General features: G+C 62.7%; 15 protein-coding genes. 7 read left to right on the top strand and 8 right to left on the bottom strand.

Annotated elements, in window-relative coordinates; genetic code table 11:
- Positions 1-123: 123 nt before the first annotated feature.
- The 4 genes from ACIQLF_RS13100 to ACIQLF_RS13115 form a co-directional block, all read right to left on the bottom strand.
- Positions 124-2,193 (bottom strand): PhoX family protein, encoded by a 2,070-nt coding sequence (locus tag ACIQLF_RS13100; RefSeq protein ID WP_400298984.1) that lies wholly within the window; start codon positions 2,191-2,193, stop codon positions 124-126.
- A 421-nt stretch (positions 2,194-2,614) separates the two neighbouring features.
- Positions 2,615-3,625 (bottom strand): o-succinylbenzoate synthase, encoded by a 1,011-nt coding sequence (locus ACIQLF_RS13105; protein WP_400298986.1) that lies wholly within the window; start codon positions 3,623-3,625, stop codon positions 2,615-2,617.
- A 42-nt stretch (positions 3,626-3,667) separates the two neighbouring features.
- On the bottom strand, positions 3,668-4,357 hold the full coding sequence (locus tag ACIQLF_RS13110; protein ID WP_400298989.1) for an SRPBCC domain-containing protein: 690 nt from the start codon (positions 4,355-4,357) through the stop codon (positions 3,668-3,670).
- Positions 4,354-4,941 (bottom strand): winged helix-turn-helix domain-containing protein, encoded by a 588-nt coding sequence (locus ACIQLF_RS13115; protein WP_400298992.1) that lies wholly within the window; start codon positions 4,939-4,941, stop codon positions 4,354-4,356. The genes ACIQLF_RS13110 and ACIQLF_RS13115 overlap by 4 nt, the downstream gene beginning before the upstream one ends.
- Before the next feature lie 161 nt (positions 4,942-5,102).
- Between ACIQLF_RS13115 and ACIQLF_RS13120 the strand changes: the two genes are divergently transcribed.
- Positions 5,103-6,032, top strand: coding sequence for a phosphatase PAP2 family protein (locus ACIQLF_RS13120; RefSeq protein WP_400298995.1), 930 nt, complete (start codon positions 5,103-5,105; stop codon positions 6,030-6,032).
- Here the strand turns inward: ACIQLF_RS13120 and ACIQLF_RS13125 are convergent.
- The 4 genes from ACIQLF_RS13125 to ACIQLF_RS13140 all read right to left on the bottom strand — a co-directional run bounded on the left by ACIQLF_RS13125 (position 5,987) and on the right by ACIQLF_RS13140 (position 9,212).
- Positions 5,987-7,162 carry an MFS transporter gene (locus ACIQLF_RS13125; RefSeq protein WP_400298997.1) on the bottom strand — a complete coding sequence of 392 codons (1,176 nt, stop codon included), beginning with the start codon at positions 7,160-7,162 and terminating at the stop codon, positions 5,987-5,989. The two genes, ACIQLF_RS13120 and ACIQLF_RS13125, sit on opposite strands and share 46 nt — an antisense overlap.
- Before the next feature lie 50 nt (positions 7,163-7,212).
- Positions 7,213-8,103 carry an MBL fold metallo-hydrolase gene (locus tag ACIQLF_RS13130; RefSeq protein WP_400298999.1) on the bottom strand — a complete coding sequence of 297 codons (891 nt, stop codon included), beginning with the start codon at positions 8,101-8,103 and terminating at the stop codon, positions 7,213-7,215.
- 59 nt (positions 8,104-8,162) lie between these two features.
- The gene (locus ACIQLF_RS13135; protein WP_400299001.1) at positions 8,163-8,372 is read right to left on the bottom strand and encodes a hypothetical protein; all 210 of its coding nucleotides are present in this window, start codon (positions 8,370-8,372) and stop codon (positions 8,163-8,165) included.
- Between the two features lie 156 nt (positions 8,373-8,528).
- Positions 8,529-9,212: a response regulator transcription factor gene (locus tag ACIQLF_RS13140; RefSeq protein WP_400299004.1), complete on the bottom strand. Its 684-nt coding sequence runs from the start codon at positions 9,210-9,212 to the stop codon at positions 8,529-8,531.
- Positions 9,213-9,711: 499 nt separating this feature from the next.
- Here ACIQLF_RS13140 and ACIQLF_RS13145 point away from each other — a divergent pair, with 499 nt between their 5' ends.
- From ACIQLF_RS13145 to ACIQLF_RS13170, 6 genes are all read left to right on the top strand, one after another.
- Complete coding sequence (locus tag ACIQLF_RS13145; protein WP_400299007.1) at positions 9,712-11,895, top strand: hypothetical protein; 2,184 nt, start codon at positions 9,712-9,714, stop codon at positions 11,893-11,895.
- A 53-nt stretch (positions 11,896-11,948) separates the two neighbouring features.
- Entirely contained in the window at positions 11,949-12,611 is a 663-nt protein-coding gene (locus tag ACIQLF_RS13150; protein WP_400299010.1) for an alternate-type signal peptide domain-containing protein, read from the top strand.
- A gap of 114 nt (positions 12,612-12,725) precedes the next feature.
- Positions 12,726-13,325, top strand: a complete 600-nt coding sequence (locus ACIQLF_RS13155; RefSeq protein WP_400299013.1) for a signal peptidase I — start codon at positions 12,726-12,728, stop codon at positions 13,323-13,325.
- The gene (locus tag ACIQLF_RS13160) at positions 13,322-13,903 is read left to right on the top strand and encodes an alternate-type signal peptide domain-containing protein (RefSeq protein WP_400299016.1); all 582 of its coding nucleotides are present in this window, start codon (positions 13,322-13,324) and stop codon (positions 13,901-13,903) included. Before ACIQLF_RS13155 ends, ACIQLF_RS13160 begins: the two co-directional genes overlap by 4 nt.
- Complete coding sequence (locus tag ACIQLF_RS13165; protein ID WP_400299019.1) at positions 13,903-14,625, top strand: SipW-dependent-type signal peptide-containing protein; 723 nt, start codon at positions 13,903-13,905, stop codon at positions 14,623-14,625. The genes ACIQLF_RS13160 and ACIQLF_RS13165 overlap by 1 nt, the downstream gene beginning before the upstream one ends.
- Positions 14,622-15,518, top strand: a complete 897-nt coding sequence (locus ACIQLF_RS13170) for an LPXTG cell wall anchor domain-containing protein (protein ID WP_400299022.1) — start codon at positions 14,622-14,624, stop codon at positions 15,516-15,518. Before ACIQLF_RS13165 ends, ACIQLF_RS13170 begins: the two co-directional genes overlap by 4 nt.
- Positions 15,519-15,558 lie beyond the last annotated feature (40 nt).

Genomic DNA, 15,558 nt, shown 5'->3' on the forward strand with positions numbered 1-15,558 from the left:
CGCCGCGGCAATTCGCAGACCGAGACGCAGGAGCCCGGTTTCCGGGAACAAGCAGAAAAGCGCCGTGCGTGAAAGGAGGTTCCATTCAAGCACGGCGCTCATGCGCCTGTTCTTGGCCCGCTGCTAGCGTCGCGGGGACTTGCCCGTTGCGTAGACCTGGACCACCGAGGGGCGCGGCCCGTAGACCTCGCCGCGCTTGGCTTTTCCGGGCTCCGACACGTAGTCGGGGAAGAACGAGAGCGGCTGGTTGAAGCTGCCGCCCTCACCCGGGTGCTGGACCGAGACAAACACCGAGCCGTCCCGGTCGTGGATCACCGGGCCGCAGGTTTCGGCTCCGGCGGGAACCGCAAGGAACTGCTCGACCTTGCCGCGTTCCTTGCCGGTCAACGTCACCTTGTGCAGGGCGTCGCAGTAGCCGATGGTTCCTGGCTGCCCGTCGGTGGAGATCCACAGGTTTCCCTTGGAGTCGAACGCCAGGTTGTCGGGGCAGGCGATCGGCGAGACCTTGTCCTTCGGGTACCCCGAGAAATAGGTGCTCGCGTCCTTGGACGGGTCCCCGGCCACGAGCAGGATGTTCCAGTCGAACTCGGTGGCGGCGGCATCGTTCTTGCGTTCGGTCAGCTCGATGACGTGGCCGTCGCGGTTCTTGGTGCGCGGGTTCGCCTCGTCGGCCGCGGCCTTGCCTGTCGTGCCGCGCTGGGTGTTGTTGGTCAGCGCAATGTACAGCTTGCCCGAGAGGGGGCTCGGCTCCACGTCCTCCGGCCTGTCCATCTTGGTGGCGCCGACCTTGTCCGCTGCAAGACGGGTGTAAACTAGCACCTCCTCGACGCTCATCCCCGGCACCTTGGACTTGCCGTCCCGCACCAGCGGCAGCCAGGTTCCCGTTCCGTCGAACTCGCCGTCGGCCGGCACAGTGCCCGAACCGTCGATCTGGCCGGCCGGGGAATCGCCGCTGAATCGTGCCACGTAGAGGTCGCCGTCGGAGAGCAACTGCAGGTTGTGCTTGCGGTCCCCGCGCTTGTACTTCGCCTTGGAGATGAACTTGTACACGTAGTCGAAGCGCTCGTCGTCGCCGGAGTAGGCAACGGCCCTGCCGTCCGCCGCGATGCGGACGTTTGCACCCTCATGTTTGAACCGCCCGAGCGCCGTGTGCTTGACCGGGGTCGAGTCGGGGTTTTGCGGGTCGATTTCGATGACCCATCCAAATCGGTTGGCCTCGTTTTCGAATCCCTTGTTGTGTGCCGAGAAACGCGGATCGACGTCCTCCCAGCCGCGCTCGGTTGCGGCATCGGCGATTCCGTATCGTGCGTCCGTCGCCGATCCGGTACCGCGGAAGTACTGGTTGAAATTTTCCTCGCCGGAAAGAACGGTTCCCCACGGCGTCGTCCCGCCGGAGCAGTTGTTCAGCGTTCCAAGGATTTTCTTTCCCGAGGGGTCGGCCACGGTCTTGAGCAGCGCCGAACCAGCGGCGGCACCGTCTACGTTGAAGACGGTGGAGGCGGTGATGCGTCGGTTTCGTTCACCGCCTCGGATGTACTCCCAGCGTTCGCTGGTCCGGCTGCGCTTGACCTCAACCACGGAGAATCCGTGCGCGGCCATGGCGATGCGAGCTGCTTCGGCCTTGTTGGCTGCGAACCATTCCGGGTCGAACATGAGGTCTTCGTTTGTGTATTCGTGGTTTGCAACGAGTACACCGGTGCGACCCGAGTATTTGTCGACGATTATGTTGAGGTAGTCGTTGTTGTACCCGAATTGGCCAGCTTGGCCCCTGGCACTTTGTTTGGTGATATCGAAGTTCGGCGAGTTCTTGAACAGCGGATCGCCCCACCGGATCACGGGGCTCCACTCGTATCCTTCCGGAACGCTGAGCGTGTCGCTGCTACGCGGAACCGGTGCAATGGCGTTGAACTGCAGCTTGGCGCTGTTTCCGGGAGCCGCCGCCATCTGGGCGTTCGCCGACGGTGCCCGAAGGATCTCGCCCCCTATGACCAACGCTGCCGAAGCCACCGCACCGAGGCCCAGCACGGAACGGCGGCTCAATGCCGCATCCGCGATGTCGCGGAAGTACTCGTTGTCGCTCGTGTTGCAGACATCCTTGGCGCACGCATTGCCGCACTTGAATTGGCAGGTCGCCGCGTTTCGGTTACCCCGGGTGTGGCCAAGCATTGGCAGGAGGGTTCGGTTCTGGATCATCGTGGTCCCCATAAATGATGTTGATAATGAACTATTCGATTCATAACTTTCCACGAGAGGGTGAGCATCTGGTCTGGTCAACGTTAACGCCTGATAAACGCCCGGTTAAATAGTTTCCAGGAATGCATGCATGAAGGATATTCGAGGGCCGGCATACGGATATCGAGTGTCATTAGGTTTTGCTAGGCCAATTCTCCGCTCGAAAGGCAGACTTCGCTTCAATAGGTGAGTGAGAATTTTGTTCATGCTGTTGTGGAACGAAGCTGCAAGAGTAGGCGCGATTGGCGGTTTGGGCCGCACGTCGTCGTGGCATGCCAATTCGGTCCCAGGTACGAACCGGGGGATGCGTCGTTTGGCACTTCGCCTTCAGCCAGGACCAGCCCTCACCGGCCGGGGCCAATGTACCTGTGCCCCGAACCGACTACCGGCCCGTCGTCGCCGCTTTGTCGTTAAGCACTTGGTGGCTTGCCCGCATGCGGTCCATCCACCAACGCCGACGTTCGGGATCCACGGCGTGGGCCCGCAGCAGGTCGGGATCCGCCGCGATGTCGCGCAGCTGCAACGCGCCGCTGACGGCGAGGAACCTGTCGGTCGTGACGTCATCGACAAGCAGCGAACCGGTGGCAAGCCCGCAGGCATAGGGCAGTTCGGGCAGGGCCGCGGCAAGTGCCGCCCCCTGGCGCAGGCCAATGGAGGTGTCCAGCGCCGAGGAGACGACCGCCGGCAGCCCCGCTTGCGCCACGATTTCGAGCGCCCGGCGAACGCCGCCCAGCGGTTGCGCCTTGATGACGATCAGGTCGGCCGCCCCGGCACGGGCCACGGCCAGCGGGTCCTCTTCTTTCCGCACGGACTCATCCGCGGCAATCAACACGCCGAGTTCGCGCGCCCGCACATGCTCGCGAAGCCGGGCCAGCTCCTCGATGCTGGCCACCGGCTGTTCCGCATACTGCAGGCCGAAACCGGCCAGTGCCTCCAAGGCCAGTGTTGCTTCCTCGAAGGTCCATCCCGCATTCGCGTCGATGCGGATGTGCGCATCGGGGAACAGCCGGCGGACCTCGGCCACCCGCGCGACATCCTGGGCCAGGTCCTGCCCGCGCTCCGCCACCTTGACCTTGATGGTGTGGACGGCGTCGTAGTTGGACAGGACCTGTGCAATGCGTTCGGTGCCGACCGCCGGAAGGGTTGCGTTCACCGGGATTACGTCACGGACAGGCTCCGGATAACCCCACCAGGCGGCCTCGATGGCCGAAGCCAACCATGACGCGGCCTCCGACGGAGCGTATTCGAGGAAAGGCGAAAACTCGCCCCACCCCGCGGGCCCCTCAAGGAGCAACGCCTCCCGATGTTCAACGCCGCGGAACTTGACGCGCATCGGCAGGGAGACGACGTGGGCGCGCTCGGTGAGTTCGGCAAGGCCAGGCAGTTCAAACATGACTCCAGCCTATCGCCGGTTCCCGACCTCTGAATCCGCTGTTTACGCTGCGGCGTAGGCCCCGTTGAGGGCTTGCTGCCAGGCTTCCGTGTTGTGTTCTTCCTTGGCACCAGGCTTGAAGTCGTGCACCGTCAACCCCACCCGGTGGCCGAAGGCGTTGCGCCCGAAGATTCGAATCATCGCGTCGCTGGTCCGCAGTCCTACGAAATTCTCGTTCCTGAAGTCGACGACCACTTCCTGCACTCCTCGTCCGGGGAGCTCCAGGCTGAGGGACTCCCCCGCTGTCGCATCGCCGAGTCCCAAGGCTTCGATCCAACGGTCAAGGGCATCCGCGCTTGAAGCAGCCTCGGGCCCCTGAACATCGCTGAAGGCCACCGGGCGGCCGTTGAAGTACCGGAGGTACTGACCCAGGGTGTGCAGGTAGAACGTGGTGTGCTTTGTGGCGCCGTCGTACTGGTTGTCCCAGTCGTCAACGAGGATTCCCGAATGCACGTAGCGCAAATGGGTTCCGTCCGGGCCGGGTGTCAATTCATGCTCGAGCTGGTTGAACCATCCGTTGGGTCCTTCCATGCGGGACACCAGGTGCGTTGGGTAGTTCTTTTCACTTACATAGGATTCCCACTCACCGGTGGGGAACATCCAGGCTGCGGTGTCCTCCGTGACGGCCTTCCAGATCTGCTCGGGGGTGCCTGGCAGATCGGCTTCTTGGCGGATTTCAAATTCCTTGTTCATGACTGTTGCTCTTTCAATTTTGGATGGAGGGTTACGACCAGGCGATGCACGCGCCCGGACGCGGAGGGATTGTGGTACTTGGCGACCAGGGAACCCATGCTTTCGGCCAACTCGCGGCTGAACTCGGCGCGGTCTCTGGCGCTGGAAAACGTCAATTCGGCGTCCAAGGCAAAGGTTGCCAACTGCTTGTTCGCCGCGCGGGCCCCGACGATCAGGCGTCCCACCTCGCGGAGGGTCCGAGCGGCAAGGGCAAGCATCCAAATTGCGGAAAACCTGTCCCGCAATTCGCCGGCGCTCGGGTTCAGGGCGCCCACGGCTTCCGGAGAAATCACGTAGGACGCGGCCGTCGCCTGCATCAGGCGCTCGGTCATGATTCCCTTGTGGCGTTGCTCCACCTCCTGCAACAGGCCGAGTTCGGCCAGCTGGTTCAGGTGGTAGGTGATTTTCTGGCGCGGGATGTTCATGCGCTGGGAAAGCATGCTCGCTGATGCCGGCTCGCGCAGCTCCCCCAGGAGGCTGCACCTCAGGGGGTCAAGCGTGGCTGCCGCGGCCCGAGGGTCTTCCAACACTGCAAGGTCTAACATGACTCAAGAATCTCACTGACAAATTTTTTTGTCAATGGATTCTAGGCGGACCATCGACTGCCGAATTCCATGCGTGGTTCGACGTCCCGGCGGCGAACCAACACGGAGATCCGAGGCGCACGAGCTACATGGGAGACCCAGGGTGTGACAGGCTAGTGGCAATGAGTTCAGCAGATTTGGCCCCAACCGTTCCACGCGGGCCCGCCCGCGTGCTGCCCTGGTACGCCGCAATGGCGGCACTGGCCGTGGCGTTCGTTGCTTGCTATGTCTTTTTCATCCAGACCCGCCTTGGACAATGGATCGACGATGCCGCACTCCTGGGAGGCCAGGCATTCCTCGCTGCCGATGCAACCCGGAAACCGGCCCTGACATTCCTTGACTACATGCCGGCGTTCTCGGCCGTGCTGTCGGGACTGGTGCTGCTCTGGGCCTTGATCCGCCGGCGGGATTTCATACGACCGACCGTCGCGGGCCTGAGCATCTTGGGGGCATCGGGTACCACCCAACTCCTCAAACACGTGGTTCTCGAGCGGCCCGACCTGAACATCTCCGCTGCCACGGTCAACTCCTTCCCTTCGGGCCACACGACCTTTGCCGCGGCAGCAATGATGTCGATCTTCCTGGTGAGCCCCGCGGCACGCCGCCCGCTGGTGGCCCTCTGCGGCTGGACCTACGCCGCACTCGCCGGCGCCTCAACCCTGGTGCTCGGCTGGCACCGTCCCAGCGATGTCGTGGCCGCCTATCTGGTGGCCGCCTTCTGGACACTTCTTGCGGGTCTCGCGCTGCGACACCTGCACGGTCCCAGGGAAGCCGGCAGCGGCAGGGGACGGACTGGTTCAGGGCGCGCGGAAAGGATCCTGGCCTGGTGCGCAGCGGCCGGAACCATCGCTTTCAGCGCAGGACTGGTCCTCGCGCTGCTGCTGCCGCATCCAAGGATCGGCGACGTATCGGATCCCGTCTTGCTGGTCTTCCTCGGCGCGGGCCTGGCCCTGATCATGGGCTCGGCGTTCCTCGTCGGCCACGTGGCCCTTCGGCTCTTCAGCCGCTACGGGGCACCGATCCGGTTCAACTCCGACCTCGGAATGAAATAGCCGAACAGCACCGCCCCAAGCACAGATACCGCCGCGATGCTCCAGATTCCGATGCCCAGCGTGGCGACGGCCAGCATCCCGGACAGCAGGATCGGACCGCCCATGGCCCCTGCGTCCGCCATCAGGCGCCACACTCCCAGGAACCTCGCCCGGTCGTGCACCGGGGAATAGTCGACGCCCAGGGTCAACACTATGCCCGAGCCGATTCCATTGCCGAAGCCCAGCAGCATGGCAACGGCCGTGAACATCCCGATGCCGGTCGCCAGCGGCAGCAGGGACATGGCGATCGCCATGATGGCCAGGCACGGCACCGCTATCCAGACCCTGCCCTTGAGGTCCATGACCTTGCCCGCCGGATAGAAGATGAGCATATCGAGCGCGCCGGATAGCCCGTAGACCAGCGCGATGGTGCCGGCGTCCAGGCCCAGGCTTTCACCCCACAGGGGCAACACGATCTGGCGGGACGAACGCACCGCGGCAATGCACACCACGCCCAGCCCCACGCCGCAGAGCACCCTCCGGCTTTTCTTGGCCATGCCCCACATGGAAATCGTGGAAGCTTCGGGGAGGGAGTCGACCCGCTCTCTGCTGCGCGAGGGCAGCTCGGGTATGGCAAAGCAGACGACCAAGGCAAGCAGCATTGCCGCCACGCCCACCCAATAGGCCCCGGTGATGCCCCACCATCGCATGGCGACCGTGGCCATGAACGGCCCGGCGAACACGCCGATGCGCATCACACCCCCGAGCGTGGACATGGCCCGCGCCCTGTATTCAACGGGCACGGCCTCGGCGAGGTAGCTCTGTCTGGCGAGGTTGAAAACAGCGCCCGCCATGCCCAGCATGGTGACGCCAATGGCGAAGAGCGGAAGCTCCGAATCGAACAGGCCGAGTGCCAAGCCCGCGGCGGCCCAGCCGGCGGCAGCCACCATGGCTGTCCGCTCACCGACCTTGTTGGTCAGCAGTGCGGCCGGGACATTGGAAATCAGCGATCCAACGCCGACAAGTGTGACGATGAGCGCGGCCATGGCGATGCTCGCCCCGCGGTCCCTCGCCGATATCGCAATGATGGGCGTGACGGCCCCAAGGCCAACGGAGTACAAAAGAGAAGGCGAATACACTTTCAGCGCCATGCTCCGCAGACTGAAAGTTTGATCGCCCATTTCCTCATCGTACGCATGACCTATGGGCTCGTGGCGGCAAGCCGTTCATATATGAAGCGGGACTCCACCGGTCCGTAGGGAAGCACCGACAGCTCGATGTCAGTCGGTTCGCGACCCTCCGTCAGGCCGGCCGCAATGCGCCGGCACAGCACAATGGCCCCGCGCAGTTCGTTGGCCTGCCGTTGCACAAAGTCCCGGTCCACCGGGCCGCCGTGACCGGGAACGAACACCGTGTCTTTGCCTTCATGTGCGGCGAGATCCTCCAGCAGCCGCAGCCACTGGCTCGGGCGCGAATCCCCGAAATTCGGGGGGCCGCCCTGCTCGATCACGTCGCCCGCGAAAAGCACGCGGCCCGCACGCACCATCACGTCGCCGGGGCTGTGCGCGGAACCGACCTGTTGCAGGGTGATGAACCTGTTCCCGAGATTCAGTTCGCGCGGTCCGCTGCCCAGGGCATGGGTCGGCACGTGGATGGCCGTGTGTTCGCCAACCCCCGCACCCATTTCCGGCTCCAGGCTCCGCACCAGGGCCCGCTGCTCCGCCTCGGATTCCTCCATGTGGCCGATGGCCAGGTTCCCCGCGTAGAACTCCATGACCCCTTGGGCACGGAAATAGTCGTTGCCAAGGAAATGGTCGCCGTGGGCATGCGTGTTGACGACGATGAGATCCAGGTCGGTGATCCGCCGAACCGCACGGTGGATCGCCTCTGCTTCGCGGGGACCCGCGCCGGTATCGATCAGGACCGCCAGCCGGCTACCCACGATGAGCCCGCTGTTCATGGCGAACCCGGGGCTGGTCAATCGCCAGCAACCGTCGGGCAGCGCCTCCCACGCCAAGGGCGCGGATTCCGCGTCCCTTGGGTTGACATCGTTCGGAGACGGCTCAGGCATCGACTCGGGAACATCAGGCATGGAACGGGCTCCTCGAGCGGGTACCGGTGTCAATCAACTGGGTCGGGCAACAGTGGCGATCAGGTAATGGTGACCTTAACGTGGCCAAAAGGAACGGTCTCGTCAACGAAAGCCTGCTCGGAGTGGCCGCCCAAGCCCCGCACATGGACCCCGTGCGTTCCCTCGGCCACGGATTCCCTCATCACCGGCAGCACCATGGCCGCATGGTGTTCCTCGAGGCCCAGGAGGTACTCGACATAGCTTGCTGGCAAATCATTCATCTCGATCATGACCTCAGGATAGAACTGCATGGGGCCCGCATCATAGATGCGGGCCCCATGCAGTTTCTTGAGTCAGACAACCCGGTCCCCTGTCAGTGGAGGGCGGATTCACGGGCAGTGCCGGCACCCGGGCCGTTGCCCTAACCGAAAAAGAAATCCTGGAAACTACGCGGTCGGCTGCAGGAGCCCGAGCCGGTATCCGACACCGCGCACTGCTTCCACGATGCGGGGGCCGCCCGCATCAATGATCTTTCGGCGCAGTCGTGAGATATGGACCTCGATGACGCGTTCGTCGCCGAACCAGTCGGGCCAGATCTCCTGGACCAGGCTCCCGCGCGTGATGACATGGTTCGGGCGGTGCATGAGCATGGCCAGGATATCGAACTCGGTTCGTGTCAGGCTGACAGTCCGATCGGCCATATTTACCTGCCGGGCGGCGGCGTCCAAGCTAAGACTTCCGTGGCGCAGCAGTGTTGGCTCTGGTTCGATTGCATGATGCTTCTTGCGCCGGGTCAGAGCCCCTGCCTTGGCCACGAATCTGCGGATCGACACGGGGCCAATCATGCAGTCATCGGCGCCCAGCGCGTAGGCCAGCAGTTCGTCGACTTCGTCCATTTCGGTCGCAATGACCAAGATGGGGACTTCGCTAATGGCGCGCAGGGAGCGGCAGACCTCGAGCCCGGCGCTTGGAACCCCGTTTCCGTCAACCACCACGAGAGCCGGCTGGCTTGCCGCATAGGCGTCGAGCGCGTCAGAAGCACTCGAAACACAGGTTTGAAAGTTTCGTTCATTCAGCGCATGACGCAACTGATCCTGCCCGTCAACAATAAGTACGACGCGACGATTCATATTTCCCCCAAATATGTGGTCGTTTGGCACACGGCAACCAGATTCCACTCCGCTTGCACACCAAACGACAACCCCAAGTTGGGTCCTGCAAGCCCCCAAGGCAAGCAATCCGGGTGAAGCTACGCTCTGTAGCCGGCAAATCGTTGCCAGAGCCCTAAGGCTCGACGCGGACTGCACTAATCGCTCAGTACCGGTCAAGTTCCCAAAACAAAACCGAAAGCTAATAGCCAGGCGGTCGTGGTTTGTCACGACCGCTATTGCCAGTTCAGATTGTAAACTTCCTCCCTACCCCAGCCCTAGGCTATCCGCCAATACAGAACACTGGCAAGGAAAATGACGACAATGCGACCCGCACCACACAATTGGCCAATCGATAGGAGGAATCGAAGTAGTCGAACCTGAAAGCAACCATCCAACAAAAAACGACAGCCAATCGCAAGCTTTCTGCAACATACCCGCAGGCTACTGCCCATAGATTCAGTCTCGATGCTGGATCACGGTGATCCAGCATCTGAAGATTTTGGGGAATCTGATGTCGCATAAACCGGTTCGAAGCCGTCGCTTCCTACTGCCCGCCGCAGTAGCTACGGCCATGGCTGTCGCCTTCGCAACACTGCCGGCTGCCATCGCCGATCAGGCGGGTGCCGCCGAAACGCTGTCGTCGCCAGCGTCATCAGCGACCCCGTCAAGTACACCTTCTGAGGTCCCGGAAAAGGCCGCCGCAGAAAGCGCGCCCTCAGACTCTGCCGTACGGTTTTCGGAAGCTCCGGCCACCGAATCTAACACCGCTGAAGTTAGTAGCGAGGCGACTGCTAGTGTTCCGGCAGCGCCAACCAAACAGGCTATCCCATCGCGTTCCGCACTACCTCCCGCCTCATCCACGTTTACCGAGCGCGTCGTTGAACTGCAAAGTCAGACTACGATGACTGCGGATGCGTCCGTAGCCGCAGCTGCATCAGTCCAAGTTGGCGTCCCGAGTGAAGTTCCTGGCAGCGATCAGGCAAAACTCATCGTCGAAGCAGCTGGTGACCGGATCTCCGCTAGCGCCGTGGCGCCGGCGAAGGGCGCCGTTTTTGAGTTCTTTACCGTTTCGAATGACAGCGTCACTGGTGGCACTTCGGTGGGGACATGCCAAACGGACGCCCAAGGGAGGTGCGGCCTCATCACGCCGTTGCCGCTAACGGGTGGGAAAAACAACAAGACCTACAAATACGGATATTTCTATGCCGTAGGACAAAGCAACGCCACATGGTCTGCCGCAGACAACTGGGGCAACTCCAACTCGACTCTCATTCGATTCAATAGCGGTGAAATTCGAGGAACATACAACACCGGTGATCGCACGGTTCAGTTGCGAGGCGAAGACAAGCCGTGGCCATTCGTTCGAAGGAATCCCTCCCCGCCGCAGAAATGCGGCATCAAGATGGCAGTTGTGTTCGATCTTTCCTACTCAATCCAGCAATCAGGGACCCTATCCGCATACAAGGACGCCGGAACGAGCTTCGTCGATTCATTGAAGGGAACCCCGTCGGAAATCGCGCTCAAGACCTTTGCCAGCCGAGCGCCTGCGCAGGGCACCGCCAACGCATCCGTGGGTTTGACCTCGGTGGCGCAACCCGCAGGTGCGGAAGCACTCAAGAGCAAGATCAATGGGTTCACGATCCCGCAGTCCAGTAGCGACTACTACACCAACTGGGACGCAGGACTTTCGCAGATCGAGCCCGGTTACGACGTTGTGCTCTTCCTGACCGATGGCGAGCCCACGCGCTACGGCGCCAATGCCTCGGGATCGGGCACCTCCGCCACGCTGCAAAGTGTCGAGCCGGCCGTTTACTCCGCCAACCAGGTCAAAGCCGGGGTCAACGGGAACGGGGCCAAGGTCATCGCCGTCGGCATCGGCATGGGATCGGGCACTAGCTTGGCAGCAGATAAGCAGCGGCTTGAACTGATTTCAGGCACGGACGAGGGCTCGGACTACTTCACCACCGAATTTTCGAACCTCGGTCAAACACTGAAAACCATGGCAACCAAGGACTGCTTGGGTACCGTGACCGTCGTCAAGGAAATCCAGGAGCCTACCGGCGGCAACACCCCCGGAAATGATTGGACGTTCAGTAGCAGCACGACAAGCGTCACTGCGGGCGAGGGAACTTCAGCAACCGGCCAAACCGATGCCAACGGTGCCTTGAACTTCAAGGTCGGCGGTTTCACCACCGGTTCAAACACCGAATCTCGAAACGTGACAATCGCAGAAACCCAAAAAACCGATTTTGAACTCGTGAAACAAGGCAAATTCAACGCCACGTGCACCAACGTCAGCACGGGCGCAGCTATGGTCATTGCCGATTCGGGGCTCCTCGGATTCACGGTGCCAGTCAAGAAAAGTGACGTGATCAGCTGCACCGTGATCAACAAGAAACTCGCATCGAAGATTTCGATCGTGAAGACCGCTGCCGCCTACAACGGAGGCAAGCCGGTCACAGGTCCGGACAACGCACCAAATGTTCCCTCGGGAACCTCGGTGACTTGGACCTACACGGTCACTAACACCGGGACAACGACGTTGAAGAACATCGTTGTCCAGGATGACCCCGTCGGAACGGCCACGTGCACGAAAACCACGTTGGCACCGGCCGAATCAACAACTTGCACCGCAACCGGGTCCGTCAAAGCCCAACAGTAGTTCCGCCCGATCCCGGGCAAAAACCTCGCATTTCACCGAAAGGTAAGACCATCATGAACAACAAGACCAAGGGCGCCATCGCCGGAATCGCCGGAATCGCACTGCTGGCAGGCGGAACCACCTTCGCACTGTGGAACGACGACGTAAACGTCGACGGCGGCATCATCACCGCCGGTAACTTGGATGTCGCCACCGTCGGCACCACCCAGTGGGTCGACACTTCGGCTGACCGCACTGACAAGGATCACAACATCGATCTCACCGAATTCAAGATCGTTCCGGGCGACACCATCCAGGGCACCTTCGGCATTGCCGCGGCTCTCCAGGGCGACAACCTGGTTGCGGACCTCGGCCTTTCACTCGCCGGCAACGCCGAGGGCGGATTGCTTGCCGATGCGAAGGGCGTGACCGTCAAGTACTCATTGGTCAACGCAGCAACCGGCGTTGCAGTACCGGGTGCAAAGGACATTGAGCTCGGAACTCCGGCCAAGGTGGCTTTCGCCGCTGCCGACAACACCGGAAACGTAGCACCGTCCGCTGTTCTTCCGACCCTCCCGGCTGCTCTTCCGACCGCCGCCAACCTCAACGTCGTAGTCACCGCGACGTTTGATGAGGACACCGACGAGCAGCTTCGCACCAAGGCAACTGCAGACCTTCAGGACCTCGGCGTGACCCTCGAGCAGACCCGCACCGCCACCACCGGCGGCGGCTTCTAATCCTTCCGCTTCCCATCGGCGGATTGAATGGGTGTGGGGGAAACATCCCCAGAGTTTCCCCCACACCAGTCTCATCCACGTAGTTCCCCTCAACACACAGGCAAAGGCAGCGACATGACCACCACCCTCGAACGGGAAACGGATCCCGATCAGCGGACCTCCGAATCCACGTCCGGCGGATCGGTGCTTTCGGGCTTGTTTTCGGGCATCACCACGGCACTGGTCATTGCGTCCTGCCTGCTCGCCATCGCCCTTGCCGTCGTCCCTCGCCTCATGGGCGGGTCGGCACTCACAGTGTTGACCGGCTCCATGGAACCCACATATTCCCCCGGCGACATGGTCGCCGTGAAGGCCGCCAAAGCCAGCGAGATCCAGGTCGGCGACGTCGTCACCTTCCAGCCCAAATCGGGCGATCCCATGTTGATCACCCACCGGGTCATCACCAAGCAGCTCGGCGGCACTCCCGAAGGCACCCTGTTCGTCACCCAGGGCGATGCCAACGGGGCAGCCGACAAGCCGATCGTCGCCGCACAGATCAGGGGCGTGATCATGTACCACGTTCCGTACATCGGGCATGCGGCCATGGCCATCGGTGAACACCGTCAATTCGTTGTGGTCGCAGCAGCCACCGCACTCTTAGGTTATGGAGCCTTCATGTTCATCCGCCCCTCGGCCGGCGCCAAGCGCGGCCGCAGCACCAAGGAGCAGCTGTGAAGGCAGTAACAAAGTTCGCCTGGGCCACCGGCATCGTCGTCCTCGGAGTCGCCTCGGGCGCCACCACTTATTCGCTGTGGAGCGATCCGGCGGCCATCGCCGCCGGCAGCATCACGGCAGGCAACCTTCAGCTGGATAAATCCGGCACGACCGTTTGGACCGAGACGTCCCCGGATGTCCCACTGACCACCAACGCCGGCAAGACCATCGACCCGGCCACGTTCCTGGCCACGCCGGGCGACACCTTCAGCATCAAGCAGTCCTTCATCTCCACCTTTGAGGGCGAGAACATGCTGGGCAAGGTAGCCGTCCGCTGGGACAAGGCAGCAGCTCTCCCGGCGGGTGTTTCCGCCACATACACGTTGAAGACACCGGGCACCCCGGGCGTTTCCGCTCCGTTGGGAACCCCGGTCTCGATTCCCGATCTTCCCGTGGGCACCGCCACCTGGACCGTGGAAGTGGACCTGAAAATCGCCGGTTCGAAGGCCGATCGCTTTGGCGATCCCGCCGAGCTGGCCAAGCTTGGCAACATCGTTGTAGACCTTGACCAGGTCCGTACCGGAAAGGGCTTCAACTAATGAAACGCACACCGCGCATCAAGCCGGCCCTGTTGATCGCCTCGGCAGCCGCCGCGACCGTACTCGTGGGCAGCATCGGCGGAGCCACCATGGCCCTGTGGCACGACGACGAATCCTTCACGTCCCAGATCCAGACCGGCAAGGTCGCCTTCGCAGTCGGCGCCCCTGGCGCCACCCTCGCCAAATCGGCAACCGCTTCCGGGCAGACGCTGAACTTCACGTTCGGCAAGGCCGAGGCCGCAACGCTGCTGAGCTCCAAGGCAGTTGCCATCCCCATCCAGGTGGACTCGCTCTCCCAGGGAAACAAGGGCATGCGTTATTCCGTGGCATCTCCGACGTTCGGGCCGGACTCGCTGTTCGGTGCCGCAAAGACGGAGCTGGTTCGGGTGGACACGGCCGCCGACTGCAAGCTCGCCCCTCGCCCGCAGCTGCCTTCCCCGCTGCCCTCGGGCTACTACACCCGAACCCCTGTGAGCTCAGATTATTCGGCAGCAACGACTCCGACTTCGGAGTTCTGGTGCCTGACCGCGACCTTGGACAAGTTGCCGGGCGCCGGCACCTACACCAACAAGGCCACCGTGACAGCCACTCCCGACAAGGGAACCGGCACCGTCACGGCTTCCGACCAGTGGTGGGCAAACGTCACCTCGGTCGCGGATGCCAGCAAGGAACCGGACCACACCATCGGATTCACTTTCGAGACCTTCAGGCCAGGTAAATGATGAGCACCAAGTCAATGTCCACCCGTTGCGCGTCCATCGCCTCCGTCCTCGGGGCTGCCGCCATCGCCTTCACCGCGCTGGCTGCCCCGGCCTCCGCCGCCCCCGCGCCTGACACCAAGGACGTCATCGCCCTCTCGTGGGACGGTGACGAATACACCTCGGTGATCGGCGGCTCCTTCGTGGGAGTCCCGGTGGCGGTCCCCGGGGATTCGGCCACGCGCACCCTGTTCGTCCGCAACGACGGTCCCTCGGCCGGAACCCTGAACGCCTCGATCGTCAACGTGAAGATCCTGGATCCCAACGCCCCCGACACCAAGGACAACGGCAAGGGCGCAGAAGACCAGGGGAACTTCTACGACGACCTGCGCCTGGCCTGGAACGGCGGAAGCGCCAATTTCACCACGCTGGCCTCCCGCCCGGAGACCGAGATCTACGATGTCCCGGTTGCCCAGGGCCAAACGGTTCCGATCACCATCGACTACCGGTTCCCGATCGAGGCGACCAGCGGCAACAGGGCCAACGTCTCGGCGCGCGAGGCGTCCTTCGATGTCCGGTTGACCATCTCCGGTGATGACGATCCGGACCTGCCGGGCACGGAAACCGCGGCCCCGCCCACGGATCCAACGGCGACCCCGCCGTCGGAAGATCCCGAGCCGTCGGAAAGCCACCCAGGCAAGGAAACCAACGCCCCCGGGACTGATCCTGCGGGAACCCCGGACGACCCTGCGGAGAGCCACCCCGGCACGCTGGATACCAAAAAGCCGCAGGCCAAGCCTCCGCTGGCCAACACCGGCGCCGAAATCTGGGGCGCAGTGGTCGCCGGACTGGGGCTGGTGGGCCTCGGCTGGCTGTTCGCCGCACGCGGCCGCCGCAAGGGAAAGCACTCAAACTAGCACCGCAAAATACTTGGGCGGATGGTTATCTGCCCGACGC

It is taken from the genome of Paeniglutamicibacter sp. NPDC091659 (genome assembly GCF_044756805.1).
Taxonomy (GTDB): Bacteria; Actinomycetota; Actinomycetes; order Actinomycetales; family Micrococcaceae; genus Paeniglutamicibacter.